The organism is Bordetella sp. N (assembly GCF_001433395.1).
Taxonomy (GTDB): domain Bacteria; phylum Pseudomonadota; class Gammaproteobacteria; order Burkholderiales; family Burkholderiaceae_B; genus Bordetella_C.
This window is the reverse complement of the sequence record NZ_CP013111.1, coordinates 781,231-807,086: the sequence shown is the minus strand read 5'-3', so window position 1 is coordinate 807,086 and position 25,856 is coordinate 781,231. Positions and strand designations below refer to the sequence as shown.

The 25,856-nt window shown below is 65.3% G+C and carries 26 protein-coding genes and 1 pseudogene; 16 read left to right on the top strand and 11 right to left on the bottom strand.

Annotation, left to right across the window (positions count from 1 at the left end; all coding sequences use genetic code 11):
* Positions 1-203: 203 nt before the first annotated feature.
* Positions 204-518: an ATP-dependent Clp protease adapter ClpS gene (gene clpS, locus ASB57_RS03520; RefSeq protein ID WP_057650610.1), complete on the bottom strand. Its 315-nt coding sequence runs from the start codon at positions 516-518 to the stop codon at positions 204-206.
* A 222-nt stretch (positions 519-740) separates the two neighbouring features.
* Here clpS and ASB57_RS03515 point away from each other — a divergent pair, with 222 nt between their 5' ends.
* Together ASB57_RS03515 and ASB57_RS03510 are read left to right on the top strand one after the other, a co-directional pair.
* Positions 741-986: a cold-shock protein gene (locus tag ASB57_RS03515; RefSeq protein WP_057650608.1), complete on the top strand. Its 246-nt coding sequence runs from the start codon at positions 741-743 to the stop codon at positions 984-986.
* 202 nt (positions 987-1,188) lie between these two features.
* The gene (locus tag ASB57_RS03510; RefSeq protein WP_369822864.1) at positions 1,189-1,644 is read left to right on the top strand and encodes a DUF192 domain-containing protein; all 456 of its coding nucleotides are present in this window, start codon (positions 1,189-1,191) and stop codon (positions 1,642-1,644) included.
* A gap of 164 nt (positions 1,645-1,808) precedes the next feature.
* Here the strand turns inward: ASB57_RS03510 and pcaF are convergent, their stop codons facing one another.
* The 4 genes and pseudogenes from pcaF to xseA all read right to left on the bottom strand — a co-directional run.
* On the bottom strand, positions 1,809-3,014 hold the full coding sequence (gene pcaF, locus ASB57_RS03505) for a 3-oxoadipyl-CoA thiolase (RefSeq protein WP_057650606.1): 1,206 nt from the start codon (positions 3,012-3,014) through the stop codon (positions 1,809-1,811).
* A gap of 150 nt (positions 3,015-3,164) precedes the next feature.
* Positions 3,165-4,544 (bottom strand): chloride channel protein, encoded by a 1,380-nt coding sequence (locus tag ASB57_RS03500; RefSeq protein ID WP_057650605.1) that lies wholly within the window; start codon positions 4,542-4,544, stop codon positions 3,165-3,167.
* A gap of 234 nt (positions 4,545-4,778) precedes the next feature.
* A complete protein-coding gene (gene sodB, locus ASB57_RS03495) occupies positions 4,779-5,357 on the bottom strand; it encodes a superoxide dismutase [Fe] (RefSeq protein WP_057650603.1) in 579 nt (192 codons plus the stop codon).
* A gap of 292 nt (positions 5,358-5,649) precedes the next feature.
* Positions 5,650-6,999 (bottom strand): annotated as a pseudogene (xseA, locus tag ASB57_RS03490) (exodeoxyribonuclease VII large subunit); the annotation flags it as partial.
* A gap of 377 nt (positions 7,000-7,376) precedes the next feature.
* Here xseA and ASB57_RS03485 point away from each other — a divergent pair.
* The 10 genes from ASB57_RS03485 (at position 7,377) to rpsT (ending at position 15,591) form a co-directional block, all read left to right on the top strand.
* Positions 7,377-8,039, top strand: a complete 663-nt coding sequence (locus ASB57_RS03485) for a MotA/TolQ/ExbB proton channel family protein (protein ID WP_057650601.1) — start codon at positions 7,377-7,379, stop codon at positions 8,037-8,039.
* The gene (locus ASB57_RS03480) at positions 8,036-8,452 is read left to right on the top strand and encodes a biopolymer transporter ExbD (protein WP_057650599.1); all 417 of its coding nucleotides are present in this window, start codon (positions 8,036-8,038) and stop codon (positions 8,450-8,452) included. The genes ASB57_RS03485 and ASB57_RS03480 overlap by 4 nt, the downstream gene beginning before the upstream one ends.
* Positions 8,453-8,496: 44 nt before the next feature.
* On the top strand, positions 8,497-9,627 hold the full coding sequence (gene lpxK, locus ASB57_RS03475; RefSeq protein ID WP_197424941.1) for a tetraacyldisaccharide 4'-kinase: 1,131 nt from the start codon (positions 8,497-8,499) through the stop codon (positions 9,625-9,627).
* Between the two features lie 10 nt (positions 9,628-9,637).
* Complete coding sequence (locus ASB57_RS03470; protein WP_057650595.1) at positions 9,638-9,832, top strand: Trm112 family protein; 195 nt, start codon at positions 9,638-9,640, stop codon at positions 9,830-9,832.
* Positions 9,829-10,593, top strand: a complete 765-nt coding sequence (gene kdsB / locus ASB57_RS03465; protein ID WP_057650593.1) for a 3-deoxy-manno-octulosonate cytidylyltransferase — start codon at positions 9,829-9,831, stop codon at positions 10,591-10,593. Before ASB57_RS03470 ends, kdsB begins: the two co-directional genes overlap by 4 nt.
* A 104-nt stretch (positions 10,594-10,697) precedes the next feature.
* The gene (adk, locus tag ASB57_RS03460) at positions 10,698-11,354 is read left to right on the top strand and encodes an adenylate kinase (RefSeq protein WP_057650591.1); all 657 of its coding nucleotides are present in this window, start codon (positions 10,698-10,700) and stop codon (positions 11,352-11,354) included.
* A 9-nt stretch (positions 11,355-11,363) separates the two neighbouring features.
* Positions 11,364-12,122, top strand: a complete 759-nt coding sequence (locus tag ASB57_RS03455) for a 3-hydroxyacyl-CoA dehydrogenase (protein ID WP_057650589.1) — start codon at positions 11,364-11,366, stop codon at positions 12,120-12,122.
* A gap of 109 nt (positions 12,123-12,231) precedes the next feature.
* A complete protein-coding gene (gene murJ / locus ASB57_RS03450) occupies positions 12,232-13,797 on the top strand; it encodes a murein biosynthesis integral membrane protein MurJ (RefSeq protein WP_057650587.1) in 1,566 nt (521 codons plus the stop codon).
* 236 nt (positions 13,798-14,033) lie between these two features.
* Positions 14,034-15,083, top strand: a complete 1,050-nt coding sequence (locus tag ASB57_RS03445) for a FecR domain-containing protein (RefSeq protein WP_057650586.1) — start codon at positions 14,034-14,036, stop codon at positions 15,081-15,083.
* Between the two features lie 244 nt (positions 15,084-15,327).
* A complete protein-coding gene (gene rpsT, locus ASB57_RS03440; RefSeq protein ID WP_057650583.1) occupies positions 15,328-15,591 on the top strand; it encodes a 30S ribosomal protein S20 in 264 nt (87 codons plus the stop codon).
* Positions 15,592-15,825: 234 nt separating this feature from the next.
* Here rpsT and garL read toward each other — a convergent pair whose 3' ends face one another.
* The 3 genes from garL to ASB57_RS03425 form a co-directional block, all read right to left on the bottom strand.
* Positions 15,826-16,590: a 2-dehydro-3-deoxyglucarate aldolase gene (gene garL, locus ASB57_RS03435; protein WP_057650582.1), complete on the bottom strand. Its 765-nt coding sequence runs from the start codon at positions 16,588-16,590 to the stop codon at positions 15,826-15,828.
* A gap of 149 nt (positions 16,591-16,739) precedes the next feature.
* Positions 16,740-17,855, bottom strand: coding sequence for an Ldh family oxidoreductase (locus tag ASB57_RS03430; RefSeq protein WP_057650579.1), 1,116 nt, complete (start codon positions 17,853-17,855; stop codon positions 16,740-16,742).
* A 164-nt stretch (positions 17,856-18,019) separates the two neighbouring features.
* Positions 18,020-18,781: a FadR/GntR family transcriptional regulator gene (locus tag ASB57_RS03425; protein ID WP_057655880.1), complete on the bottom strand. Its 762-nt coding sequence runs from the start codon at positions 18,779-18,781 to the stop codon at positions 18,020-18,022.
* 227 nt (positions 18,782-19,008) lie between these two features.
* Between ASB57_RS03425 and ASB57_RS03420 the strand changes: the two genes are divergently transcribed.
* On the top strand, positions 19,009-19,986 hold the full coding sequence (locus ASB57_RS03420; protein WP_057650577.1) for a tripartite tricarboxylate transporter substrate binding protein: 978 nt from the start codon (positions 19,009-19,011) through the stop codon (positions 19,984-19,986).
* Positions 19,987-20,104: 118 nt separating this feature from the next.
* A complete protein-coding gene (locus tag ASB57_RS03415) occupies positions 20,105-21,064 on the top strand; it encodes a 2-hydroxyacid dehydrogenase (RefSeq protein WP_057650575.1) in 960 nt (319 codons plus the stop codon).
* Positions 21,065-21,138: 74 nt separating this feature from the next.
* Here ASB57_RS03415 and ASB57_RS03410 read toward each other — a convergent pair whose 3' ends face one another.
* Positions 21,139-21,444, bottom strand: a complete 306-nt coding sequence (locus ASB57_RS03410; protein WP_057650572.1) for a DUF3579 domain-containing protein — start codon at positions 21,442-21,444, stop codon at positions 21,139-21,141.
* A gap of 347 nt (positions 21,445-21,791) precedes the next feature.
* Between ASB57_RS03410 and argF the strand changes: the two genes are divergently transcribed.
* Positions 21,792-22,733, top strand: a complete 942-nt coding sequence (gene argF / locus ASB57_RS03405; RefSeq protein WP_057650571.1) for an ornithine carbamoyltransferase — start codon at positions 21,792-21,794, stop codon at positions 22,731-22,733.
* A 227-nt stretch (positions 22,734-22,960) separates the two neighbouring features.
* On the opposite strand, the gene ASB57_RS03400 is transcribed toward argF, so the two are convergent.
* On the bottom strand, positions 22,961-23,710 hold the full coding sequence (locus tag ASB57_RS03400; protein WP_057650568.1) for an SDR family NAD(P)-dependent oxidoreductase: 750 nt from the start codon (positions 23,708-23,710) through the stop codon (positions 22,961-22,963).
* 228 nt (positions 23,711-23,938) lie between these two features.
* On the opposite strand from ASB57_RS03400, the gene ASB57_RS03395 reads away from it, so the two are divergent.
* The gene (locus tag ASB57_RS03395; protein WP_057650565.1) at positions 23,939-24,901 is read left to right on the top strand and encodes a LysR family transcriptional regulator; all 963 of its coding nucleotides are present in this window, start codon (positions 23,939-23,941) and stop codon (positions 24,899-24,901) included.
* Between the two features lie 141 nt (positions 24,902-25,042).
* Here the strand turns inward: ASB57_RS03395 and ASB57_RS03390 are convergent, their stop codons facing one another.
* A complete protein-coding gene (locus ASB57_RS03390) occupies positions 25,043-25,798 on the bottom strand; it encodes a COG4280 domain-containing protein (RefSeq protein ID WP_057650563.1) in 756 nt (251 codons plus the stop codon).
* Between the last annotated feature and the right edge of the window lie 58 nt (positions 25,799-25,856).

The window sequence follows — 25,856 nt, the reverse complement described above, 5'->3', positions numbered from 1 at the left end:
ACGGCCACAAGCAAGACTATGACGACGGCCGCGACCGCCCCCAAAACGCCCTTGTTTTTGCTCACGCTAAACCCCTCTCCCGCGCCGCGAAGGCGAAACTACAATAAATGTCTTGATTAATATCAATACATTTAAAAAAAACGTACTTTATTTTGGATTTATGCCAGACGTATTAAACGCCCGGGTCTAGCAGGAAGACCGGATCAAACCGGTTCCATGACGCATTGCAATGGATGCTGTTTGGCCCGCGCATATTGGCCAACCTGGGCAATACGCGTCGCCGCGACGTCACGGGGATATACCCCGCATACCCCTCGGCCTTCGTGATGAACTTGCAACATGATCCGGGTCGCTTCTTCTTGATTCTTGCCGAAAAACTTCTGCAGCACCTTCACCACGAACTCCATGGGGGTGTAATCGTCATTGAGCAGGACAACCTGGTACATCGGAGGCGGCGCGGTCTTCGCGGCCTCCTTTTCTACAACCAGATCGTGATGGGTATCCGTACTTGTGCTCATAGCGGCGGTATTTTATTTAAACCTTGAATAAGTGGCGCATGCATTGGGCCACTTTTACATGTAGAAATGCGTAGTTTCCATACTTGACGCAAGAAAGAAATTAAGCGCATTATTCGCGGAATTCTCGCCGTTTCAGGCGACTGTTAGCGTCGGGAATAAAAGGGGGGGGACGGCCTGGCCGGGGAGCCCTTCTGTCAACATACGATTCATGAGGCAGTCCGCATGTCTGATATGACCGCATCCGCTGTCCAAGGGGACAATCCAAAATCAACCGGAACCGTAAAATGGTTCAACGACGCGAAAGGGTTCGGCTTCATCACGCCGGACGATGGTGGCGAAGATCTGTTCGCGCACTTTTCGTCGATACAGATGAACGGTTTCAAGACCCTGAAAGAAGGCCAGAAAGTATCCTTCGAGATCATCCAAGGCCCCAAGGGTAAGCAAGCCCTGAATATAACCTCTGCCTGAGCCACCAGGCCGGGTTTTCTCGGCGTCTTCGAGTACCATACTGTGAAGGCGGGGCGTTCGACGCCCTGCCTTTTTGCCGTTCCCGCTGCTTTCTCTCGCTGTTCTATCTCTTACTTAAGTAGTCATGATGCATACCAGCGCTGCTCTGCCCTCCTCGCTATCCAAATCCAAGCTGGGGGGCGGCGCGCCGTTCGGCCCCGCGCTGCGCGTCCTGCGCGGCCTGCTTCTGACTGCCGTGGCCGCTTGCGCCGTCGGCGCGGGCACCGCCCAAGCTCAAGAGCCGACCACCGCGCAAGAGACGCTGCGCACCGTGCAATTGTCGGCCGGCATCCACGTGATCCATGCCGAAATCGCCAACACCGATGAAACGCGCCGGCGCGGCCTGATGTTCCGCAAGGCGCTGGAAGCCAACGACGGCATGCTGTTCGTCTTCGGCGACCCGGACATGCAGTGCTTCTGGATGCACAACACCCCCCTGCCCCTGTCCATCGCCTTCATCGCCGACGATGGCACCATCGTCAACGTCGCCGAGATGGCGCCGGAAACCGACGACACGCACTGCTCGAAAAAGCCCGTGCGCTATGCGCTGGAAATGTCCAAGGGCTGGTTCGCGGATCACGGCATCAGCGCCGGCAAGAAAATCGACGGCCTGCCCTGATTGCACCCGGGGGATTTTGGTCATCGCAAGAATACTTCGGTAGCTTCTGCTAACCAATTTCCTGCGCAATTGTCAGTGAATGTAAAACGCCCCCAGGCATATGGGGGCGTTTTTGTGTCTGGACCGCGGGCGCCCGTCCAACCTGCGACGAGCAGCCCCCCGTCTTAGACGCGTTCCAGGATCACGGCGATGCCCTGACCCACGCCGATGCACATGGTGCACAGCGCATACCGGCCGCCGCTGCGTTCCAGCTGATTGACGGCGGTGGTGGCCAGACGGGCGCCGCTGGCGCCCAGGGGATGACCCAGGGCAATGGCGCCGCCATTCGGGTTGACGCGCGGATCGTTGTCGGCGATGCCCAGGTCGCGCAGCACGGCCAGGCCTTGCGCGGCGAAGGCTTCGTTCAATTCGATGACGTCGATCTGGTCCAGGGTCAGGCCGGTCAGGGCCAGCACTTTGCGCGTGGCGGGCGCCGGCCCCATGCCCATGATGCGCGGCGGGACGCCGGCGGTAGCCATGCCGACGACGCGAGCACGCGGCGTCAGGCCGTTGCGCGCCAGGGCACTTTCGCTGGCCAGCAGCAAGGCGGCGGCGCCGTCATTGACGCCGGAAGCGTTGCCGGCCGTCACCGAACCGCCCTCACGCACCACGCCCTTCAAGCGAGCCAAGGCTTCCAGGCTGGTCGAACGGGGATGTTCGTCCTTGTCGACCACCACCGCGTCGCCCTTCTTCTGCGGCACGGACACCGAGGTCAATTCCGTATCGAAGAAGCCGGACTGCTGCGCCTTGACGGCCTTTTCCTGGCTGGCCAGGGCGAAGATGTCCTGGTCTTCACGGCTGATCTTGAAATCGTCGGCGACGTTTTCAGCGGTTTCCGGCATGGCGTCGACGCCATACTGGGCCTTCATCAGCTTGTTGACGAAACGCCAGCCGATGGTGGTGTCGTAGATCATGGCGTTGCGCGAGAACGCGGTTTCCGCCTTGCCCATCACGAAGGGCGCGCGGCTCATGCTTTCCACGCCACCCGCCAGCATCAGGGTGGTTTCGCCGGCGCGGATGGCGCGCGCGGCGGTGCCCAGGGCGTCCAGCCCGGAGCCGCACAGGCGGTTGATGGTCGAACCCGGCACGCCGACGGGCAGGCCGGACAGCAGCGCCGACATGCGCGCCACGTTGCGGTTGTCTTCGCCGGCCTGGTTGGCGCAGCCGAAGATGATGTCATCCAGCTCGTCCCACTTCACTCCAGGGTTGCGGGCCATCAACGCCTTGATAGGCACCGCGCCCAGGTCATCGGCGCGCACGGAGGACAGTGCACCGCCGTAACGGCCGAAAGGCGTACGGATGGCATCGCAAATAAAGGCTTGCTCGGTCATGGCAGGCTCTCAGTAGAAAGGAGCGACGATGGTAGCGCAACGGGGCGCGCGGCAAGGCGCCGAGCGTCGCGAATGTCCATTGAATGGACGTCCATTGGATGGACATTGCGCTGTGTTTTGAGGCGTCGGGTGTCCGGTTTTGAGCCGGGCTCAACCCCCGGCTGATTGCTGCGCCCGTCCGGTGTCCACCAGGATCTGCCGGCGGAAACGGCCGGCAGCCAGATGGTAGAAGGCATGCGGACTGAATTGGCGCGAGACCGTCGACGCCACCAGCGCGACGGCGATCAGCCAGAACAACATCGGCTGGCTGCCGGTCATTTCCATCACCACCACCGCGGCCGTCAGCGGCGCCTGCGTGGCGGCCGCCAGGAAGGCCGCCATGGAAATCAGGACCAGCACGCGCTGGTCGACCGCCCCGCCCGTCCAGGACCAGATTTCCTGGCCGATGCCGGCGCCCGTGGTCAGCGCCGGCGTGAAGATGCCGCCGGGAATGCCGGCCCAGTAGGACAGCAAGGTGGCCACCCATTTCAGCAGGCCGAAACCCTCGTGCCCCGCGGACTGGCCGGACAGCAGCGCGGCCGCCGCGCCATAGCCGGTACCGTAGATGACACCGTGGGTGGCATAGCCTATGGACGCCAGCAGCAGGCCGATGATGGCCGCGGTCCAGATGGGATGCGCGCGCATTTTGGCGCGCCAGGCCAAGGGCGCCAGCACCGTCACGCCCTTGCCGAGCAGACGCGCGAAGATGCCGCCCAGGGCGCCGTTGATGACGCCGCACAGCAGCACCCAGCCCAGCATATTGGGCAGGACGCTGCCACCGAAAATACCGAAATAGGGATTGTTGCCGCTCACCGCGACCACCATGAAGCCGCAGGCCAGCACGCCCAGCAGCACCAGACGCTGCCAGCGCAAGGCGGTGCCGCGGCCCAGTTCTTCGATCGCGAAAATGACACCGGCCAAGGGGGCATTGAACGCCGCGGCCAGGCCGCCCGCCGCACCGGCGGCGATCAGCTCGTTGTTGTGGAAGCCCTGCAGCGGCAGGTTGCGGTTCTTCCAGAACCGCCCCCAGGCCAGCATCACGGCCGCGCCGACCTGTACCGACGGCCCTTCACGGCCGATCGATGCGCCGACCAGCATGCCGGCGAAGGTCAGCGGGATTTTCCAGAGGGCATGCGCCAGGGTCACCAGACCGCCCTGCGCGCGTGGCTGCCGCTGCAGCGTCAGGGCGCCGATCACCTGGGGAATGCCGCTGCCGACGGCATAACCGGCATAGCGCAGGGTCAGCCAGCGGATGGCGGCCAGGCCCAGAGGCATGACGATGAAGGCGGCCCAGCCGGCCCGCTCGACCCACTGGGCGTTCCACTCCAGCGCCATGTCCGCCAGCTTGGCGAAGGCCAGCGAGGCAAGCGCCACCAGCGCGGCGCCTCCCAACACCAGGGCCAGTTGGACGGACTTGCGGGACAACCGGCGCGCGTGGCGCAGTTGCCGGCGCGACATCAGCCGCAACCAGCGCAGGGAGGCGAAGGACATATTCGGGTAGGCGTCCGGAAGGCGGACGAGCGACGGGAAACCGTCAACGATAGCACCGGCGGCGTTACGGCGGCCTGAAGCGTGGCGCAGCGCGACAGGCTTTCAAAACACGAAGGGCCGGCTCCCTTGCGGAAGCCGGCCCTGCTGCGCGACATGGCTATGCCGCGTGGCCGCGTTGACGCCGGGTCAACGGGCTGGCGGCGGGAGGGTCATGGTCGACGCGACAAACCGGGATCAGCCCAGGTTCTGGGTGGCGAATTCCCAGTTCACCAGTGCCCAGAAGTTTTCCAGATACTTGGGACGCGCGTTACGGTAGTCGATGTAGTACGCGTGTTCCCAGACATCACAGGTCAGCAGGGGCTTGTCGGTGGTGGTCAGGGGGGTGGCGGCGTTGCTGGTGTTGACGATGTCCAGCGAACCGTCGGCCTTCTTGACCAGCCAGGTCCAGCCCGAACCGAAGTTACCGGCGGCCGACTTGTTGAACGCTTCCTTGAAAGCGTCGACGCTGCCCCACTTGGCGTTGATGGCGTCAGCCAGCTTGCCGGTGGGTTCGCCGCCGCCCTTGGGGGACAGGGAGTTCCAGTAGAAGGTGTGGTTCCAGACTTGGGCTGCGTTGTTGAACACGCCGCCGGAGGACTTCTTGACGATGTCTTCCAGGGAGGCGTTTTCGAACTCGGTGCCGCCGATCAGGTTGTTCAAGTTGGTGACGTAGGTCTGATGGTGCTTGCCATAGTGGAACTCCAGCGTTTCCTTGGAAATACGGGGAGCCAGGGCATCCAGGGGGTAAGGCAAGGGGGGAAGCGTGTGCGCCATTTTCGGTTCCTTCTTGGTTGAGAGCACGATCACAGCCGAGCATTGTATCGGCTGTTTTGGGGGACACCGTTTTATCCCTGCGGGGACGCGGGATAAAAATTTGGTCTTAGGATATTCCGCTGGCGCGGCCGCTGGAGTGAGCGCTGAACAGTCCTCGTCTGGCGCAGGCGCTGCTTCAAGCAAGCAGGTCGCCTTGGGCGCTTTGGTCGTCCTGGCTGGCGCTCCGGGAGACTTTGCTGGCTTTGGCGGCTTTGGGGGGCTTGCCGCCCTTGTCGCCCGAGCCGCCCGCTTTGCCCTGGTCATCGACCACGTCGACCTGCACGCCGCCACGCGCGAACTCCAGCGACAGGCGTTGCCCGGCCGCCAGGTTCGCCGCGTCGCGCACCAGCCTGCCCTCGCCGTCGCGCGCCAAGGCGTAGCCGCGCGCCAGCACCTGACCGGGATCGAAGGCGCGCAACTGCGCCGCCAAGGACTGCAAACGGCTGCGCCGCTGCTCCAGCAAACGCCGATGCGCCTGCAGCAACTGCCGCGACTGCCGGGCCACGGCTTCGCCGGCACGGGCCACGTCCGGCCCGCGGTGGCGCAGGCGCGCCAGCAGCATGTCCAGCCGCGCCTGCCGCCGTGCGCGGGGGCCGGGCCAGGCGCTGATCAGGCGATGCCGCAAGGCTGCCAGGCGGTCGGCCTGATGCGCCAGGCGCTGCTGCGGCGATTCCAGTTGCCCGGCGGCGCGGTCCAGCCGCTGCGCGGCCCGATCGAGCAGGCGCTGCTGCACCCGCTGCAGCTCGCGCGCCATCACGCGCACGCGCTGGTACAGCTCCTGGCGTGGCAGGCAGGCCAGCTCGGCCGCGGCCGTCGGCGTGGGCGCCCGCACGTCGGCCACGAAGTCGGCGATGGTGAAGTCGGTCTCATGGCCGACCCCGCAGATGATGGGGATGGCGCTGTCCGCCACCTGCCGCGCCAGCGCTTCGTCGTTGAAGCTCCACAGGTCTTCGATACTGCCGCCGCCGCGCACCAGCAACAGCGTGTCGACCTCGGCACGCCGGTTGGCGGCGGCGATGGCGGCCGCCAGGCGCGGCGCCGAATCGGCACCCTGCACCGGGGCCGGATAGATGAACACGGGCACCTGCGGCGCGCGGCGCGCCAGGGCGGTCAGCACGTCCCGCAGCGCGGCCGCGTGCAGCGACGTCACCACGCCGATGGCGCGCGGCAGGAGTACCGGCGGGCGCTTGCGCGCCTCGTCGAACAGCCCTTCGGCTTCCAGTTTCTGCTTCAGGCGCAGAAAGGCCTCGAACAGGTCGCCCAGCCCGGCCCGCCGCATGGCGTCGATCTGCAGCTGGTAATCGCCCCGCGGTTCGTACAGCGTGACACGGGCCCGCACCTCGACCTTGTCGCCGGCGCGCGGCGTGAAGCCGACCGCCGACGCCCGGCCGCGGAACATGACACCGCGCACCGCCGCCTGGTTGTCCTTCAGGGTGAAGTACCAGTGGCCCGACGACGCCGCCGTGAAATTGGAAATCTCCCCGCGAACCCACAGGGCCGGGACATTCCGATCCAGGATCCGCCCCACCGCTTGGTTCAGTTGGGCAACCGTCAGGATATCCCGCGTAAATACGTCGTCTTTGACCGTAAATTCAATTGTCATAAGGCTTTCCGGGCCAAACCTTTCCACAGGCCAAAGAAACACGGGCTGAATGATACCCTGGTCCGAAATCCTCACCCAGTATCTACTTTTACTTTAAGAAACAGCCCCAAGTTGTTGATTTTATTGAAATACTTGAAAAACTCCAATTTTTTACCCTAAGCCGATGCCGACGCGCAGCCCGCATGAATGCGGGTTCCGGCCGATTTCTGCACAGAATTATCCACAGAATCTGTGGATAGATTCCGGCCTCGTCCGGACGGCCGACCGGCCAAGAGCCGCTATTGCCAGGGCGGCATCCCGCCCGGTACAGTTCGCCCTTCTTACATCGATTTCCTGCCCTCGGGACGCTCCCGCGGCGCCCTTCCTGGAGCTCCCTTTTGCTGTCCATCCTCCGCGACGCCGGCTGGCCCATCTGGTTCTTGCTCGCCACCTCGGTCCTGTGCCTGGCCCTCATTTTCGAGCGGCTGCTGTCCCTGCGCCGCAGCCTGGTCATCCCGTCCGGCCTGCTCGCCCAGGTGATGGACATGGTGCGCAATCGCCAGGACAGCCCCGAAGCCCTCAACCGGCTGGAACGCAATTCTCCGCTGGGCCGCGTCCTGGCCGAGGTCCTGCGCTACCGCAATGCGCCACGCGACGAGCTGCGCAGCGCGGTGGAGGACGTCGGCCGCGCCGTCGCCCATGACCTGAACCGTTACGTGGCCGCCCTCGGCACCATCGCCGTGATCGCGCCGCTGCTAGGCCTGTTCGGCACGGTGGTCGGCATGATCGACATCTTCGGCTCCTACTCCCCGGTGGGCGGCGACCCCGCGCAACTGGCCCACGGCATCTCGGTCGCCCTGTACAACACCGGCTTCGGCATCCTCATCGCCATCCCGGCCATGATCTTCCACCGCTACCTGCGCGGCCGCATCGACGGGTATCTGCACCAGATGGAGCAGGCCGCCGGCCGCGCCGCCCGCATCCTGGGCGGCAGCCGTCCGCGCGGCGGCGATGAAGACGCCGGCCTCCGCGACCCGATGTTCCAGGACGCCCTGTCATGAACTTCGGCGGATCGCGATCCCGCCATGGCGATGAGCTGGAGATCAACCTGATCCCCCTCATCGACGTGTTGCTGGTCATCCTGATTTTCCTGGCCGCCACCACGTCCTTCGCCCGTTTCAGCCAGCTCAAGGTGACGCTGCCCCAGGCCGCCGCCGAGCAGCAGGTGGCGACGCCCATCGAAGTGGCGATCAGCCAGGACGGCCACTACGCCCTGGACGGCAAGCTGCTGGACGCCAGCACCGCCACGGACATCGCCACGGCGCTGCGCACCGTCGCGGCCGGCCGCCAGGACCCCGTGCTGGTCATCAATGCCGACGCCCTGGCCACGCACCAGACGGTGGTCAATGTGATGGAAGCCGCCCGCCAGGCCGGTATCGCCCGGGTCAACTTCGCCACGCAAACCGCGCGGTGACCGCCCTGTGAGTGTCTTTCAGTGAGTGCCTTTCGGTGAGTGCCTTGTCTACGCGCCTGATCCAGCAGCAATGGCAACGCGGCGGCTGGCTGTCCAATCTGCTCCTGCCCCTGTCCGCCCTGGCCTGGGTCGGTGTCACGTTCAAGCGCGCGGCGTACCGGCGCGGCTGGCGCCAGGCTTACCGCGCGCCGGTGCCCGTGATCGTGGTGGGCAACATCTACGTCGGCGGCACCGGCAAGACGCCGGTGGTGGTGGCCCTGGTCAAGGCCTTGCGCGACCGTGGCTACACGCCGGGCGTGGTCAGCCGCGGCTACGGCGTCAAGGTGGGCCAGCATGCCCACGTGGGCCGGGGCGACCTGTCCGCGGACCGCTTCGGCGATGAACCGGCCCTGATCGCCCGCGCCACCGGCGCGCCCATCTCGGTGCACCCCGACCGCCCGCGCGCCGCCCGCACCTTGCTCAGCGCGCACCCGGAAGTCGACGTCATCATTTCGGACGATGGCCTGCAGCACCTGGCCCTGGCGCGCGACGTGGAGATCGTGGTGCAGGACGACCGTGGCGTCGGCAACGGCCGCCTGCTGCCGGCCGGCCCGCTGCGCGAACCGCCCAGCCGGCTGGCCGACGTGGACGTGATCATCGACAACGTGGCCGAGGCGGTCACGCCGCCGGCCGCGACCGCGACGCTTGCAACGGGCGCAACGGTTGCGGCGTCCCCCATGTCCGCGACCGCACCGGCATCGACTGCCGCGGCATCCCGGCGCCCGCGCCATGTCGACATGTGGATGGAATTGACCGAGGCCTGGCGCCTGCGCGACGGCCAGCGCCGGACCTTGTGGGAATTGCGCGATGACTTCGCGCAGGATCGCATCGCCGCGGCCGCGGGCATCGGCAACCCGCAACGGTTCTTCGCGTCGCTGCGCGCCAGCGGCATGCCGCTGGCCGCCACCGTGCCCCTGCCGGATCACTACAGCTACACCCACTCGCCCTTTCGCCGCGTGCCGGCCGACCTGATCCTCGTCACCACCAAGGACGCGGTCAAATGCCTGGGGCTGGGCGACAACCGTTTGTGGGTGGTGCCGGCCGTGCCCCGTTTTTCCGATCCCCAGTTCTTCGATTGGCTGGTTGGCGTCCTGCATTCGTCCCCGCAGCCGCCGCAGCCCGCCAATCTGCACTAGAATTCCGCCCATGGAATCAAGACTGCTCGACATCCTCGTCTGCCCCATCTGCAAGGGCCGCCTGCAATACGACCGCCAACAGGCTGAACTCACCTGCAACGCGGACCGCCTGGCGTTCCCCGTGCGTGACGGCATCCCGGTCATGCTGGAGTCCGAGGCGCGCTCGCTCGATGGCGAACGCACCCCCGCCGACCAGCCGCAATGAGCTTCATCGCCATCATCCCGGCCCGGGCGGCCTCCACGCGCCTGCCCGACAAGCCGCTGGCCGACATCGCGGGCAAGCCCATGGTGGTGCGCACCGCCGAACGCGCGGCCGCCTCGGGCGCCACGCGCGTGCTGGTGGCCACGGATGACGAACGCGTGGCGCAAGCCGCGCGCGCGCACGGCGTTGAAGCCTTGATGACGCGCGCCAACCATCCGACCGGCACCGATCGCCTGGCGGAGGTCGTGCAGACGCTGCAATTGGCCGACGACGCCATCGTGGTGAACGTGCAGGGCGACGAACCGCTCATCGAACCCGAACTGATCGACGCCGTGGCCAGTGTCCTGGCCGCGCGTCCCGACGCCGCCATCGCCACCGCGGCGTGCCCCATTGCCGACGCGGCTGCCCTGTTCAACCCCAACGTCGTCAAGGCCGTCTGCGCCGCTGATGGCCGCGCGCTGTATTTTTCGCGCGCGCCGGTCCCCTGGGCGCGCGACGCCCTGGCCAGCGGCGACCGCCTGCTGGCGCCCGGCCTGCCCGCCTGGCATCACATCGGCATCTACGCCTATCGCGCCGGTTTCCTGCGCCGCTTCCCCACCTTGCCGCAAGGCACGCTGGAACGCTGGGAAGCGCTTGAACAACTGCGCGCGCTCGAACATGGCCATGCCATCGTGGTGCACCAGGTCAACCAGGCGCCCGCCGCGGGCGTGGATACGCCGGAAGACCTGGAGCGCGTACGGCGCGCCTATACGAATCGGTTATAAGGGCCTATCCCAAGCGGGCTAGCCCGGCGACAGCGGGGCAGTTCGGCGCGCATTGCGGCATAATCGGCCCAACCACAAAATACACACCCATCCCAGGAGCTCTCATGCGTCTCATCCTGCTCGGCCCCCCTGGCGCCGGTAAAGGCACTCAGGCCGCTTTCATCACCCAGCAATTCGGCATTCCGCAAATCTCCACCGGCGACATGCTGCGCGCCGCGGTGAAGGCCGGCACGCCCTTGGGCCTGGAAGCCAAGAAGATCATGGATGCGGGCGGCCTGGTTTCCGATGAAATCATCATCGGCCTGGTGCGCGACCGCCTGACCCAGCCGGACTGCGGCAAGGGTTATCTGTTCGACGGCTTCCCCCGCACCATCCCGCAAGCCGACGCCCTCAAGGACGCCGGCGTCAAGCTGGACTACGTGGTCGAGATCGAAGTCCCCGAAGACGACATCATCGAACGCATGAGCGGCCGTCGCGTGCACCCGGCCAGCGGCCGCAGCTACCACGTGCGCTTCAACCCGCCCAAGGTCGAAGGCAAGGACGACGTCACCGGTGAAGACCTGGTGCAGCGCGACGACGACCGCGAGGAAACCGTGCGCAATCGCCTGACGGTCTACCGCAACCAGACCCGTCCGCTGGTGGACTACTACGCCAACTGGGCCAAGGCCGACGCGCAGCAAGCGCCGCGCTACCGCAAGATATCCGGCGTCGGCGCGGTCGACGAGATCAAGTCGCGCGTCTTCGGCGCCCTGCAAAGCTGAGGCGCAACCATGGAAATCGCCAATAAGGTATTCATCGTCACGGGCGGCGCTTCGGGTCTGGGCGCCGGCACGGTGCGCATGCTGGTCGACAACGGCGCCAAGGTCGTGATCGCCGACCTGCAGGACGAACTGGGCGGCAAGCTGGCGCAGGAACTGGGCCAGCACTACGTCCATTGCGACGTCACGCAGGAAGCCGACGGCAAGGCGGCGGTAGCCGCCGCGGTCGCCATCGGCCCCCTGTTCGGCCTGGTCAATTGCGCCGGCGTGGCCCCCGCGGCCCGCATCGTCGGCAAGAACGGTCCGCACGCGCTGGACCTGTTCCAGAAGGTCATCTCGATCAACCTTATCGGCGGCTTCAACATGATGCGCCTGTGCGCCGAAGCCATGGGCAGCAACACGCCCGAAGCCACCGGCGAACGCGGCGTGCTGATCAACACCGCGTCCGTGGCCGCCTACGACGGCCAGATCGGCCAGGCTGCCTACGCCGCGTCCAAGGCCGGCGTGGTCGGCATGACCCTGCCGATCGCGCGCGACCTGTCCAAGGTCGGCATCCGCTGCATGACCATCGCGCCCGGCATTTTCGGCACGCCCATGATCTTCGGCATGCCGCAGGAAGTTCAGGACTCGCTGGCCGCCAGCATTCCCTTCCCGGCCCGCCTGGGCCGCCCGGAAGACTACGCCAAACTGGTGCAGAGCATCATCACGAATGACATGTTGAACGGCGAAACCATCCGTCTGGATGGCGCCATCCGCATGCCCCCGAAGTAAACGTTCCGCAGAGCGCGGATCCGGATAATCAAGGCCCGGGTATTACCCGGGCCTTGTTACTCAGGGTTGGTGCGCAGCCATGTTTCCCTTGTCCACCTAGAATTCAGTCATGAGCCTTTTGCGCTCGGCCTCGACGGTCAGCAGTTTTACCTTGTTGTCGCGTATCGCGGGCCTGGTCCGCGACATCCTGGTGGCGCGCGCCTTTGGCGCCGCCCCACTGACCGACGCGTTCTGGGTGGCGTTCCGCATCCCCAACCTGTTGCGGCGGCTGTTCGCCGAAGGCGCGTTCGCGCAAGCCTTCGTGCCCATCCTGGGCGCGGCGCGCACCAAGCACGGCGACGACGGCGTCCGGCCCTTGCTGGACAAGGTCGCGCTGCTGCTCACCGTCGTCCTGATGGCCGTCACGGTGATCGGCATGGTGGCCGCCCCCTGGGTGGTGACGGCCATGGCCAGCGGCTTGCGCAGCGGCGCCGACGCCTCCGGCTTCGATGGCGCCGTCTGGATGACGCGGGTGATGTTCCCGTACATCCTGTGCATGTCCCTGGTGGCCTTCGCTTCAGGCGTGCTCAATACCTGGCGCCACTTCGCCGTGCCGGCGTTCACGCCGGTGCTGCTCAATGTGGCCATGATCGTGGCCTGCATCTGGCTGGCGCCGCACTACGACCCGCCCATCTACGCGCTGGCGATCGGCGTGCTGGTTGGTGGCGTCCTGCAGCTGGCCATCCAGTGGGTCGCCCTGGTCCGCCTGGGCATGGCGCCGCGCTTTTCCTGGCGGGTGCGCGAAGCCTGGGCCGACCCCACGGTGCAGCGCATCCTCAAGCAGATGCTGCCGGCCACTCTGGGCGTGTCGGTGGCGCAGATCTCGCTGCTGATCAACACCAATATCGCGACGTGGCTGCCCGCCGGCAGCGTCACCTGGCTGTCCTATGCGGACCGCCTGATGGAATTCCCCACCGCCATGCTGGGCGTGGCGCTGGGCACGGTGCTGCTGCCCAGCCTGTCGGCCGCCAATGCCCGCGCCGACACGCAGGCCTACAGCAACCTGCTCGACTGGGGCCTGCGGCTGACCCTGCTGGTGGGTTTGCCCGGCTCGGTCGGACTGGCGCTGCTGTCGGACGGCCTGGTCGCCACCCTCTTCCACTACGGCGCTTTCTCCGCCCATGACGTGGCCCAGACCCGCATCGCGGTCATGGCCTACGGCGTGGGCCTGATCGGCCTGCTGTCGGTGAAGATCCTGGCGCCCGGCTTCTACGCCAGGCAGGACATCCGCACCCCGGTGAAGGTGGCCGTGGCAGTCCTGGTGCTGACCCAATGCCTGAACCTGGTCCTGGTGCCGCGGATGGCCCATGCCGGCCTGGCCCTGGCCATCGGCCTGGGCGCGTGCATCAACGCCCTGATGCTGCTTACGCTGCTGCTGCGCCGGGGCGTCTACCGGCCGGGCCCCGGCTGGGGCGGCTTCATCCTGCGCGTGATTCCGGCGCTGCTGGCCATGGCCGCGGTGCTGATCTATGCCGACCGTCATCTGGACTGGGTCGCCCTGCAGGCTCACAGCGGCCAACGCGCCCTGTGGCTGGCCGTGGTTCTGGCCGGCAGCGCCGCCACCTACGGCGCCGTCCTGCTGCTGGTCGGCCTGCGGCCGCGCGATTTCACCCGCCGCGCCATCGAAACCCACTAGCGCCCGGGACGGACGGGCTCCGGAATACCCCTAGGCCCGTCCCCGAAATTAGCCATATTTCAATAAATTTCCGTATATTTCGGATTGGGGTCCTCATCCATTTGGAGGATCTAACGCGTTTTCTCTTTAAATTCATTGGGAAAAATGCCCCATAGATCAGAAAACGCTTTAATATTTACAATCCGATTTACAATGCAATATCCCCTTATATCACCGAAGCCCGCCCTGGAACGCCATTGAGACAGGACGCATTACCGGAACCCTCTTCGCCCGTAGCAGACCAGGTCGTCAACTGGCTGCTGCTGCTGCGTTCCGGCCGCGCTTCGCCTGCCGATTACGCGGACTTCATGGCGTGGCGGGATTCGGATCCCCTGCACGAGAAGGCCTGGAGCCAGCTGACGTCGGCGCTGGGCTCGTCCTTCGGCCGCCTGAGCGACTTCTATCCCGCTGGCTATGCCAATCAGCCGCAAGGCCAGGCGCTGGCCAGCGCGGGCCGGCTACCCATGGGCGCGCCGCGCCCGGCGGCCAACACCCCGCTGATCGCCCCCGCGCTGACGCATGGCGCGATGCGGCGCCGCATGCTGGTGGGCGGTGGCGCGCTGGCGGCCGGCCTGGTCGGCATCAGCCTGGCCAATGAACTGTATCCGCTGAAGAACCTGACGGCCGATGCCGCCACGGCGACCGGCGAGCGCCGCCAGTACCTGCTGTCCGACGGCAGCCAGATCCTGCTGGACGCCCGTACCCGCATCGCGCTGGACTTCGCCGGCCCCGCCCGCAACGTACGCCTGCTGGAAGGGGCCGTGACGGTGTCCGTGGCGCGCGATCCCAATCGGCCGTTCTTGATTCATACCGAACAGGGCTCGGTGCGCTCCCTCGGCACCCGCTACATGGTGCGCCAGCAGGCGGGCCGGTCGCTGGTCGTGGTCCACGAGCATGAAGTCGAGATTTCCACGCAAGGCCAGGCCCGCGCCACGGTCGGCTCGGGCACCGGCGCCCGCTTCGATGATTTCCAGATCGACACGCCCCGTGCGGAACTCATGGCCGACGCCGCCTGGGAAACGGGTTGGATCGCCGTACGCAACCGCCCCCTGGCCGACATCGTGGCGGCCTTGCGGCCGTATCGCAGCGGCCTGCTGCGCGTTTCCATGGCCGCCGGCGGGCTGCTGGTCACCGGCCAGTTTCCCCTGGACGACTCCGATGCGGCGCTGGCTACCCTGGCGCGCACGATTCCTATTACAATCAAGCGCTTGCCGTGGCTCGTCTCCATCGACGTGCTGCAGGCGTAAGCACCTGTAGTAAGCCCCTGAGTACACCAAGACATTAAAAAACCGCCGCCAACGGCGTCTGCTCTGTTCAAGCACTGCCTTACGTTGTGCTACCCGTTGCAGGACGGCAACATGCCCGTTCCCGCACTCGCCGCCCGGCAGCTTTGCTGGGTATCCGTCCAGTCTGACCCTCGACAAATGCTTGCATTCGCCTCGATTCTTGTTAGAATGTTGAGCTTTGCCGAATTCTTAACTTAATAGCAATATGGCCAACACTGCCCAAGCCCGCAAGCGTGCCCGTCAATCCGTCGAGCGCAACAAGCACAACTCGAGCCTGCGCTCGATGCTGCGTACCGCCATCAAGCGCGTGCGCCAAGCCATTGAAGCGGGCGACAAGGCTGCCGCCGCTACTGTGCTGCAAAAGTCGACCAGCGTGATCGATCGCGTTGCTGACAAGAACATCATCCACAAGAACAAGGCCGCTCGCCACAAGAGCCGCCTGGCTGCCGCCGTCAAGGCCCTGGCCTGATTGTTCTTTGTCTGGATCCCCGGATCCGGACGCAGCCTTGCGCAGGACCACTGGTCCAAGCGCACAGGTGAATGACGCGCATTCGTATGCCTTCGATCCATCCGAACCCAGGTTCGTGATGATGCATTAAGGCATGCGTTGCGCAACAAGCAAGGCAAGAAAGGCAAATCAAGGGCTGAGTCCTTACGGAATCAGCCCTTTGACTTATAGCCCTTCCTTTTATCGCCCTTCCGTTTACCGGAACGTTTCGCGCAAGGCGAACGTAGCCTGCTTGAACACGCCCAGGTCGGTGCCGACGGCGATGAAGTGCATACCCATGTCGATATAGCGCTTGGCGTCCTCCACGATGGGCGCCAGGATACCGACGGCTTTGCCGTGGGCGGTCGCGCGCTCGTACAGATGCCGGATCGTCTTCTGCACGTCAGGATGATTGGGATTGCCCAGATGTCCCAAGGCGGCCGCCAGGTCGGACGGGCCGATGAAGATGCCATCCACGCCAGGCACCGCGGCGATCTCGTCGATCGCGTCAACGCCCTTCTGGCTTTCGATCTGCAATAGCACGCAGATGTTGTCGTTGATCGTCTTCAGGTAGTTCGGCACCGTGCCGTACAGGTTGCTGCGATGCATGCCTGCCACGCCGCGTATGCCTTCGGGCGGATAACGCGTCGCGGCCACGGCCAGGCGCGCCTCGTCGGCGGATTCGATGAAGGGAATCAGGAAGTTGTAGAAGCCGATATCCAGGAATCGCTTGATTTCGACTGGATCGTTCTGCGTCGGCCGTCCGACGGGCGCGGCAGCGCTGCCCTGCACGGCCTGGAGCTGCTGCAGGAACATCGGGATTTCATTGGGCGAGTGCTCGCCGTCCAGCAGCAGCCAGTCATAACCGGCCAGGCCGGCCAGTTCGGCCGTGATGTGGCTGGACATGCACATCCAGAATCCGATGACCCGCTCACGCGCAAGGATGCGCTGGCGGAAACGATTGGGTAAAGGTGAAGTCATGCGGGCTTCCTAAAGAAGGCCCCCCCGAAGGCGCAAAGCGCCTTCCCCCCAGGGGGCGCGCTGGCGGACCGGCAAAGCCGGCTCCGCGGCGCCCGGCTGGATCGCGTTCTTACGTCCGGGGAGGACCATTGGTTGAATTTGCCTCTGAATCAGTTGCGCAGAAGATACGGGGCGCCGGCGCGCTCGCAGATGGCGCGTAGCCGTTGATCGAGGGCTGGCGGAATCGGTACGCCCTCCACTTCGCGGCGGGCGCGCTGCGCGGCTTCCGGCTCGCCGGCCACCAGTACGGGCACGGCGGGATCGGCGCGCGGCATGTCGTGTACGGCGTCGATCATCTGGTCGAGATCGGTTTCGAACTCGCCGGCGGCACGGAAGGCGGCCGGGTTCAAGGCCAGGAAGAAATGGCCGATATTGTCAGGCTGCCCCGCCTGGCGCCGCTGCGCATAGGTCAAGGCAAATTCGCTGCCGGTCAGCGTCGATCCAAGGATCTGCGCCATCATCGCCAACCCATAGCCCTTGTGGCTGCTCATCGCGGGCGTACCGCCCACCGGCGTCAGCCCACCCTCCGGACGATCGAAGATATAGGCCATGGCCTCGGCCGAGTCGGTCACCGGCTGCCCCGCGCCATCGACGGCCCAGCCCGGCGGCAGGTCCTTGCCATGAAAGTCGTAGACCTTGACCTTGTTGGCCGCGACGGTGGTGGTGGCCATGTCCAGCACGAAGGGCTCATGCTTGCCGGCCGGCGCCGCGAAGGACAAGGGGTTGGTGCCCAGCATCGGCCGCGCCGCGCCGGTCGGCACCATGATCACGCCATTCGCGCTGCTGGTCACCAGGCCCACGACACCCCGCCGCACGGCGATGCGCGCGTACACGCCGGCCGCGCCGAAGTGATGGGAGTTGCGCACGGCCACGGCGCCGACGCCTTGCGCCAGGGCCTTGTCCACGGCCAGGTTCATGGCCTGCGCGGCGGCGGGATAGCCCAGGCCGCCCTGGGCATCGAGCAAGGCGCTGGCGGGGCTGTCACGGACCACGCTCGCGCGCGCGGCGATGTTCAGGGTGCCGGCGCGTACTTTGTCTTCGTAGCTGGGCAGCATGGAGATGCCATGCGAGTCGACGCCCAAGGCGTCGGTTTCGCTCATCAGCTCGGCGGTGGTGCGCGCCAGGTCGGCGGGCATGCCCCAGGCCTGCAGCACCTGCAGGATCTGTTCGCGCACTTTGTCCAAGGGGGCTTTGAAGATGTCGCTCTCCTTGACCCCTCCCCGCATTATTCCTTCCTTCGCCACGTCCAGTCTCCTTTGGAACTAAAAATTATTCACCTTCAAGAACGCCGACCGATGCATGACCATCGGGGCACAGCGGAGCCGGCTTTGCCGGTCCGCTTGTGCGCCCCTTGAGGGGAGGCGCGCAGCGCCTCGGGGTGGGCATCATCCTAATCTTTTTCCCTATCCACCAAACGGTGCCGCGCCTGGCCCAGATGGAATTGCATCGCTACGCGCGCGCGCTCGCCGTCCTGTTCGCGGATCGCGCCCAGGATGGCGGCATGCTCGTCCACCACGCGCTCGGCGCGCTGGCGCGAGCCGGTGCGGGTCAGGTTCAAGGACAGGCGCATGAAGCCCTGGATGGACTCGTGGATGGTTTCAAGCACGGCCAGGTAGAAATCATTGCCACTGGCCTCGGCGATGCTGGCGTGGAAAGCCAGGTCGGCCTCGGCCGATACCCTGCCGGGGCCCGCGGCCGAGCCATTCGCCAGGCCCTCGGCAAATGCCGCGGCGGCATCGGCGATCTTCTTCAACTGTTCATCCGTGCGGCGCAAGGCGGCCAGGCGCGCGGCATCGCCCTCCAGGGCCACGCGCACCTCCTGCGCGCGCAGGTAGGCGCCGACGTTCTGCACATCCCCAAGGGTCTTCAGACGCGGCGCGGGCTGGTGGCTGACGAAGGTGCCCAAGCCCTGGTAGGCGCTGACCAGGCCATCGGCGCGCAGGCGCAGCAAGGCCTCCCGGACCACGGGCCGCGACACACCGAACTGCTCGCAGATTTCATGTTCGGAAGGCAGCTTGTCGCCGACATTCAAGCGGCCCGAGGCGATCTGGTCGAAGATCTGCCCATAGAGCTGGTCACCCAGCCGCACCCGCTGGCCGCGGTCCAGGACCGGCAGACGCGTTTCCTGAGCGGGGGCATTAGCGGACGACACGGAAGCGGGCGGCGAGGCGGAAACACTACGGGTTCTGGACAATGGTCTCTCCTCAAGCAGAGGCGCCTCGCCCCAAGGGCCGTCAGTATACTTGGTTGACATCTAAACGAGGAGAGATACGGTTGTTTAACAAGCTAGACATCGGACAACCGATCACATAAGCTCCGTTCGCGGGCATCATACGCCCAGCCAAGGCGGGACCCGCGATAAAAAAACCAGGAGACAACATGAAACCCATCATCCGCAAGCTTGCAGCAGTCACCGCGGGACTGCTGCTGGCAAGCGCCGGCACAGCCCAGGCCGCATCCTACCCCGACAAAGCCGTCACCGTCATCGTTCCTTTCGTGCCAGGCGGCTCTTCGGACATTACCGCGCGGGCCGTCACGCCCGGCCTGTCGCAACAGCTCAAGCAGACCTTCCTGGTGGAAAACAAGCCAGGGGCCAACGGCGCCATCGGCGCCCAGGCGCTGGCCCGCGCAGCCGCTGACGGTTACACCATGATGGTCGGTTCGATCGGCACCTTCGCCATCAATCAGGCGCTGTACCAGAACTTGTCGTACAACCCCAGCAAGGACTTCACGTATCTGACCCAGGCCGTGCGCAACCCCAATGTGCTGGTTGCCGCTCCGAAATTCCCAGCCAACAACGTCAACGAGCTGGTGGCCTACGCCAAGGCCAATCCAGGCGCGGTGTCATATGCGTCGTCGGGCACCGGTTCGTCCGATCACCTGTCGGCCGTGCTGTTCCGCCAGAAGACCAGCACCACCGGGGTGGACGTGCCCTACCGGGGCGGCGCCGCCGCCATCAGCGACCTGATGGGCAACCAGGTCAACGTGTCCTTCCAGAACCTGGGCGCGGTGCTGACCCACATCAAGGCGGGCAAGCTCAAGGCCCTGGCCACCACGGGCGATGCGCGCATCCCTGAACTGCCCGACGTGCCGACCATGGCGCAGGCCGGCTTGCAGGACATGGTCGTCTACTCATGGCAAGGCTTCGCCGTGCCGGCCGGCACCCCCAAACCCGTCGTTGACCAGCTTTCCGAAGCCCTGCGCAAGACCCTGCGCGACCAGCGAGTCCAGGAAACGCTGGCCGGCCTGGGTTTCGAAGTGGTCGCCAACAGCCCCGCCGACTTCACCGCTTTCCAGCAGGGTGAGGTCAAGCGCTGGCAGGAAGTGATCGCCAAGAGCGGCATCAAGATGGAGTAGCATTCACGAACCCCACGCGCCTTGCCGCAGGCAAGGCGCGTGGGCTGCCAACACCGGGGTGCCGCCCCCTTCTGATTTCCCTCCCCTTCTTACTCACTCAGCTACTGATACAGACATCATGACTGCCAAGCCTCGCATCCTTCAGGTCGGCTCGTATGCCGGCTCGCCCACCGCCAACGACCGTCTGGCGCGCGCATACGACATCGTCGAACTCTGGAAATTTCCGGATCGCAAGGCGGCCCTGGCCGAGCACGGCAAGGGCATCAACGCCCTGGTGACTTCCGCCAACTACGGCTGCTCGGCCGAGCTGATCGACGCCCTGCCCGACCTCAAGGCCATCTGCAGCTGGGGCGTGGGCTATGAAACCCTGGACATCAAGGCCGCGCACGCGCGCGGCATCCAGGTGAGCAATACGCCTGACGTGCTGACCGACTGCGTGGCCGACCTGGCATGGGGCCTGATGCTGGCCGGCGCCCGCCGTATCGCCCATGGCGACCGCTTCGTGCGCGCCAACCAATGGGGCCAGGTGCATGGCGGCATTCCGCTGGGCACCCGCGTCAGCGGCAAAAAGCTGGGCATCGTCGGCCTGGGCCGCATCGGTGAAGCGATTGCCAAGCGCGGCCTGGGTTTCGACATGGACGTGCGCTACCACAGCCGCCGCGAGCGCGAGGGCGTGCCCTACAAGTACGAAGCGTCGCTGGTCGAGCTGGCCAAGTGGGCGGACTTCCTGGTGGTTGCCACCGTGGGCGGCCCGGCCACCTTCCACCTGATCAACAAGGAAGTGCTGGAAGCGCTGGGCCCGACGGGCACCATCATCAACATCGCGCGCGGCCCCGTCATCGACGAAGCCGCCCTGGTCGAAGCCCTGGAGTCGGGCAAGCTGGGCAATGCCGCGCTGGACGTGTTCGAGCAGGAGCCCAAGGTGCCGGACGCGCTCAAGGCCAATGAGAAGGCAGTGCTGCTGCCGCACATTGGCAGCGCCACGGTGGAAACCCGCAAGGCGATGGAAGACCTGATGGTGGAAAACCTGGAGTCTTTCCTGAAGACCGGCAAGGTGATCACGCCCGTCGAGGGCTGACAGGCAGCGAGGTCCGGCCTTTTCAGGCCGGACTGCCGTAACGCTCAGGTCCGGCCGATCCCGGCCGGGCCCTGTCAGACAGGCGCCGCGGACGCCGGGTTATCGGTGTCGTGCTCTTTCGTCTGCAGATTGTTGTCGCGGGCGAAATCGACCACGAATTTCCAGGCCAGCGGCTCAAGTTCGCGCAGGCGTTCGTCGACGACGACGCTGCGGTTGCCATCGACGATGACAGGCAACACATAAGGCGAGTACGTGATGTGGCTGGGCGCCATGCCGGGCGGCCGGAATTGCGCCATGACGCCGGCCAGGCGCTCCGCCCAGTCGCTGGGCCGGAAGCGATGACCGTCTTCAGTGACACCGAGGATAAAAAGTTGTCGCACGCGGGATACCGTTGATTTGCTACCGGGGACGAATGCTTGAAGCGCCCGGGTGGGACGCCCTCGATCATCCGAGCCGCGCTGCGGATTGTATATGATGAGACCTTAAGCGCTCGTGTCAGCACCCTCCGCCCGCGGGTCTGCCGGCAATCAGCAAGGGCCGAACCAGGCACGGTACTGCGCCGCGGCCGCAGTTCGCGCCCCGCCCTTCCAGCAAGAAGACGGCAATTTCCAGAAAAAAGCCCCCATTTCGCGGCAGAAATGCCGTGTTAGGGGTTTTTCATGCGGACAGGGCATAATGAGCACCCCACCCGCCAAGGTGGCGCGGCCTCAACGACCTGCAAAACATCATGACGACAGCCAGCACCCAAAACGGCCCTCTGCGGCATTTCCTTCAAGTGCGTGACTTTTCGGCCTCCGAGCTCAACTATGTCTTCGATCGCGCTCGCCTGATCAAGGACAAGTTCAAGCGCTACGAACCGCACATGACCTTGCACGATCGCACTCTGGCGATGGTGTTCGAAAAAGCCAGCACGCGCACCCGCGTCTCCTTCGAAGCCGGCATGTACCAGTTGGGCGGCTCGGTCATCAACCTGACCTCCAACGATTCGCAACTGGGCCGTTCCGAGCCCATCGAGGACACCGCGCGCGTGATCTCGCGCATGGTCGACATCGTGATGATCCGTACGTTCGAGCAGACCCGCATCGAACGCTTCGCGTCGCATTCCCGCGTGCCGGTCATCAACGGCCTGACCAACGAATATCACCCCTGCCAGATCCTGGCGGACATCTTCACGTACATCGAGCACCGCGGGCCCATCGCCGGCAAGACGGTGGCCTGGGTGGGCGACGCCAACAACATGGCCTATGCCTGGCTGCAGGCGGCCGAGCTGCTGGGTTTCACCCTGCATGTGTCGACGCCGTCCGGCTATGAGCTGGAACCGGCCCGCATCGGCACGCCGCCGGCATCGGTGCTGCGTCAGTTCAAGGATCCGATGGAAGCCTGCAACGGCGCGCATCTGGTCACCACCGATGTGTGGACCAGCATGGGCTACGAGGCCGAGAACGAACAGCGCCGGGCGGATTTCGCCGACTGGTGCGTCGACACCGAAATGATGCAGGCCGCCGCTGCCGATGCGATTTTCATGCATTGCCTGCCGGCGCATCGCGGTGAGGAAGTCACCGGTGAGGTGATCGACGGCCCGCAAAGCGTTGTGTGGGACGAGGCGGAGAATCGCCTGCACGTGCAGAAGGCGTTGATGGAGTTCCTGCTGCTCGGACGCCTGGATTGATCCAGGAAGTATTGGTGCAAGACAAACGCCCCGCTTAGCCGGGGCGTTGTCGTTTGGGGACAGAGGGAATCAGAGGAAGGGGAAGACCCCCTTCCTTCCCCCCAAAGAAACCAGGGGTGAAGGGGGAGCCCCCCTTCCATCCCCCAAAAGAACCGGGTTGAAGGGGGGTATCCCCTTCAATCCCCGAAAGGGCCGAGGGTCGAAGGGGGGGTATCCCCCTTCAACAATCACACCTGTGCCATGCCGCCGTCGACGAAGAACTCGGTGCCGTTGACGAAGCTGGCGGCGTCCGACGCCAGAAAAGCCACGGCCTTGCCGATTTCTTCGGGCTCGCCCAGGCGGCCCAGGGGCACCTGCGATGCCAGGAAGTCGTACAGCCCCTGGCGCGCTTCATCAGGCACCAGGCCACCCAGGCCAGGCGTGCGGACCGGGCCGGGGCTCACGGCGTTGACGCGAATGTGGCGATCCTTCAAATCCAGCGCCCAGGACCGGGCGAAATTGCGAACGGCTGCCTTGCTGGCGCTATAGACGCTGAAATTGGCCGTTCCCTGGATCGACGTGGTCGACGACGTCAGGATGATGGAAGCGCCATCGACCAGCAAGGGCAGCGCCTTCTGCACCGTGAACAGCACGCCCCGCACATTGGTCCCGAAGATGCGGTCGAAGTGCTCCTCGGTGATGGCGCCCAGGGGCATCATGTCGCCGCCGCCCGCGTTGGCGAACAGAATATCCAGCTTGCCGGCCGACTTGGCGATCCGGGCGTACACCGTGTCCAGCTCGGACAACACCGACGCGTCGGCACGGATACCCGTGGCGCCGGCGCCGATGGTGGCCACCGCCGCGTCCAGTTCAGCCTGGCGCCGGCCGGTGATGAACACGGTCGCGCCTTGCGCGGCCAGTTCCTGGGCGGCCGCCAGGCCGATGCCGCTGCTGCCGCCGGTGACGAGGGCGATCTTGCCGTTCAGTTGCTTGCTCATGGTGTTTCTCCGTTGCTTTGAATGCGTAAGGGTTTGCTTGATCACATGTCTGTCGCGGCGGGTCCTGCGTGTCTTGCGTTGCCGTCGTTCAGTGCATGGGTGTCACTTTAGGCCTCGGCTATTTATTGATAAATAGCGAAAAGACTAAATAACTATCCATGGCTATGTACAATCCAAATAACCCGCTGCCCTCACAGCGCCAGATACCGCGAACCCAGGGGCCAAAAAATGGATCAGTTATTGGCCATGCGCGCCTACACCCGCGTGGTGGAAGCCGGCAGCTTCACCCGGGCAGCCGAATCCCTGGACATGCCCAACGCCACCATGAGCAAGCTGGTGCAGGACCTGGAAGCCCATCTGGGAACACGGCTGTTGCAGCGGACCACCCGCCGGGTCACGGTGACGCCGGAAGGTCAGGATTACTACGCCAAGGCCACGCGCGTCCTGCGCGACATCGAGGACATCGACACGTCCTTCAACATCGCGCGCGGCAAGCCGCGCGGGCACCTGCGCATCGACGTAGGCGGCTCGACCGCGCGTGATGTGTTGATCCCGCTGCTGCCGGATTTTCTCGCGCGCTATCCGGATATCCGCATCGATCTGGGGGTATCGGACCGCGCGGTGGACCTGATCAGCGACAACGTCGACTGCGTGGTCCGCGGCGGCCCCCTGGATAACTCATCCCTGGTGGCGCGCCATATCGGCGACGCCACGATGGTCACCTGCGCCACGCCGGCTTATCTGAAGCAGTTCGGCGTGCCGGCCTATCCGGATGAATTGAAGAACGGCCATCGCCTGGTCAGCTATGTCTCGACGCAAAATGGCCGGGCCATGCCTTTCCGTTTCGAGCGCGACGGCGCAAGGACGGAGATCAAGGTCGAGCATCGCATCGGTATCAACGAGAGCAATGCGCACACGGCCGCCGCGGTGGCCGGCATCGGCATCATCCAGACCTTCACCTACGCCGTCGCGGACGCGCTAAAGGAAGGCGCCTTGCTGGAAATCCTCAAGCAATGGCGCCCGCCGTCCTACCCTTTCCATGTGGTCTACCCGCGCAATCGCTATGTGACGCATCGCTTGCGCGTGTTCATCGACTGGCTGGTGGCGTGCTTTCCCGAGAAGCTGTCCGAGGCTGACCGTACGCTGCGCGCCGCACCGCGCCAATCACGACGGCAAGCGACCCCGCGGTAAGGATCAGGCCCGCCCAGCTTGGGTCCAGGCCGGCATAAATCAAGCCGGCCACGACGGCAACGAGCACCAGCGTTTCCACGGTCAGGAAGACGTCGGCCAGGAACATGCCGACGATGTCCTTGAATACCTCGATCAGTATGCTCATGCCGGCCTCGCTGCGGTGATATCGCGGACGTAGCGGACGGCGGCGCCGGCCGCAAGCAGGAACAGCAGGGCCAGGACGGGAATGGCAAGGTCATGACCAGGCCAGTGGACGCCTATCCCTTCGCCCGTCCAGAACACGCCGAACGCGGACAACATCACGCCGACCACGAACTTCAAGGCATTCTCGGGCACCGTGGACAAGGGCTTGCGCAACGCCAGCCCCACCAGCAACACCACCACGCACGCGGCCAGCGCGCCCAGCGCCGCGGGCCACAGCAGACCCCGCCCCGCGCCTACCGCCAGCACGATGAAGACCACTTCCAGCCCTTCCAGCAGCACGGCCTTGAAGACGGTCAGCCCCGCCACCCAATCGCGCTTGCGTTTATCGCGCGTCGCGTCGGCAAGCAGCGCCGAGGATTGCGCCGCGTAGATGGCTTCCTCGTCGTGCAGGGGAATCACGCCGCCCGCGCGCAGTATTGCCTTGCGCAGCCAGCCCATGCCGAACAACAGCAGCAGGATTCCGATGACCAGTTGCAGAGCGTGGATGGGTATGGTTTCCAGCAAAGGACCCAAGGTGATCACCAAGACGCCAAGCACCGCCAGCGCGGCCGCGGTGCCTGCCGCGGCCGCTCGCCAGCCGCGCAAGGTTCCGACCACGAGGATGATCGTGAACGCCTCGACGATCTCGACCGACGATGCAAGGAACGCGGAAACGATGGCCGGGCCCGACACGTTCAGCGAAATGAACGTCATCTTCAACTCCAGGACTTCAATTTTGAAACAGGAGCCGGTAGCATATGCTACCTATGAT

Excerpts from the sequence above, each read along its gene's own strand:
- clpS (WP_057650610.1), bottom strand. The coding sequence starts at position 518 with ATGAGCACAAGTACGGATACCCATCACGATCTGGTTGTAGAAAAGGAG.
- ASB57_RS03515 (WP_057650608.1), top strand. The coding sequence starts at position 741 with ATGTCTGATATGACCGCATCCGCTGTCCAAGGGGACAATCCAAAATCA.
- pcaF (WP_057650606.1), bottom strand. The coding sequence starts at position 3,014 with ATGACCGAGCAAGCCTTTATTTGCGATGCCATCCGTACGCCTTTCGGC.
- ASB57_RS03500 (WP_057650605.1), bottom strand. The coding sequence starts at position 4,544 with ATGTCCTTCGCCTCCCTGCGCTGGTTGCGGCTGATGTCGCGCCGGCAA.
- sodB (WP_057650603.1), bottom strand. The coding sequence starts at position 5,357 with ATGGCGCACACGCTTCCCCCCTTGCCTTACCCCCTGGATGCCCTGGCT.
- ASB57_RS03480 (WP_057650599.1), top strand. The coding sequence starts at position 8,036 with ATGAACTTCGGCGGATCGCGATCCCGCCATGGCGATGAGCTGGAGATC.
- ASB57_RS03470 (WP_057650595.1), top strand. The coding sequence starts at position 9,638 with ATGGAATCAAGACTGCTCGACATCCTCGTCTGCCCCATCTGCAAGGGC.
- kdsB (WP_057650593.1), top strand. The coding sequence starts at position 9,829 with ATGAGCTTCATCGCCATCATCCCGGCCCGGGCGGCCTCCACGCGCCTG.
- adk (WP_057650591.1), top strand. The coding sequence starts at position 10,698 with ATGCGTCTCATCCTGCTCGGCCCCCCTGGCGCCGGTAAAGGCACTCAG.
- ASB57_RS03455 (WP_057650589.1), top strand. The coding sequence starts at position 11,364 with ATGGAAATCGCCAATAAGGTATTCATCGTCACGGGCGGCGCTTCGGGT.
- murJ (WP_057650587.1), top strand. The coding sequence starts at position 12,232 with ATGAGCCTTTTGCGCTCGGCCTCGACGGTCAGCAGTTTTACCTTGTTG.
- rpsT (WP_057650583.1), top strand. The coding sequence starts at position 15,328 with ATGGCCAACACTGCCCAAGCCCGCAAGCGTGCCCGTCAATCCGTCGAG.
- garL (WP_057650582.1), bottom strand. The coding sequence starts at position 16,590 with ATGACTTCACCTTTACCCAATCGTTTCCGCCAGCGCATCCTTGCGCGT.
- ASB57_RS03430 (WP_057650579.1), bottom strand. The coding sequence starts at position 17,855 with ATGCGGGGAGGGGTCAAGGAGAGCGACATCTTCAAAGCCCCCTTGGAC.
- ASB57_RS03420 (WP_057650577.1), top strand. The coding sequence starts at position 19,009 with ATGAAACCCATCATCCGCAAGCTTGCAGCAGTCACCGCGGGACTGCTG.
- ASB57_RS03415 (WP_057650575.1), top strand. The coding sequence starts at position 20,105 with ATGACTGCCAAGCCTCGCATCCTTCAGGTCGGCTCGTATGCCGGCTCG.
- argF (WP_057650571.1), top strand. The coding sequence starts at position 21,792 with ATGACGACAGCCAGCACCCAAAACGGCCCTCTGCGGCATTTCCTTCAA.
- ASB57_RS03400 (WP_057650568.1), bottom strand. The coding sequence starts at position 23,710 with ATGAGCAAGCAACTGAACGGCAAGATCGCCCTCGTCACCGGCGGCAGC.
- ASB57_RS03395 (WP_057650565.1), top strand. The coding sequence starts at position 23,939 with ATGGATCAGTTATTGGCCATGCGCGCCTACACCCGCGTGGTGGAAGCC.
- ASB57_RS03390 (WP_057650563.1), bottom strand. The coding sequence starts at position 25,798 with ATGACGTTCATTTCGCTGAACGTGTCGGGCCCGGCCATCGTTTCCGCG.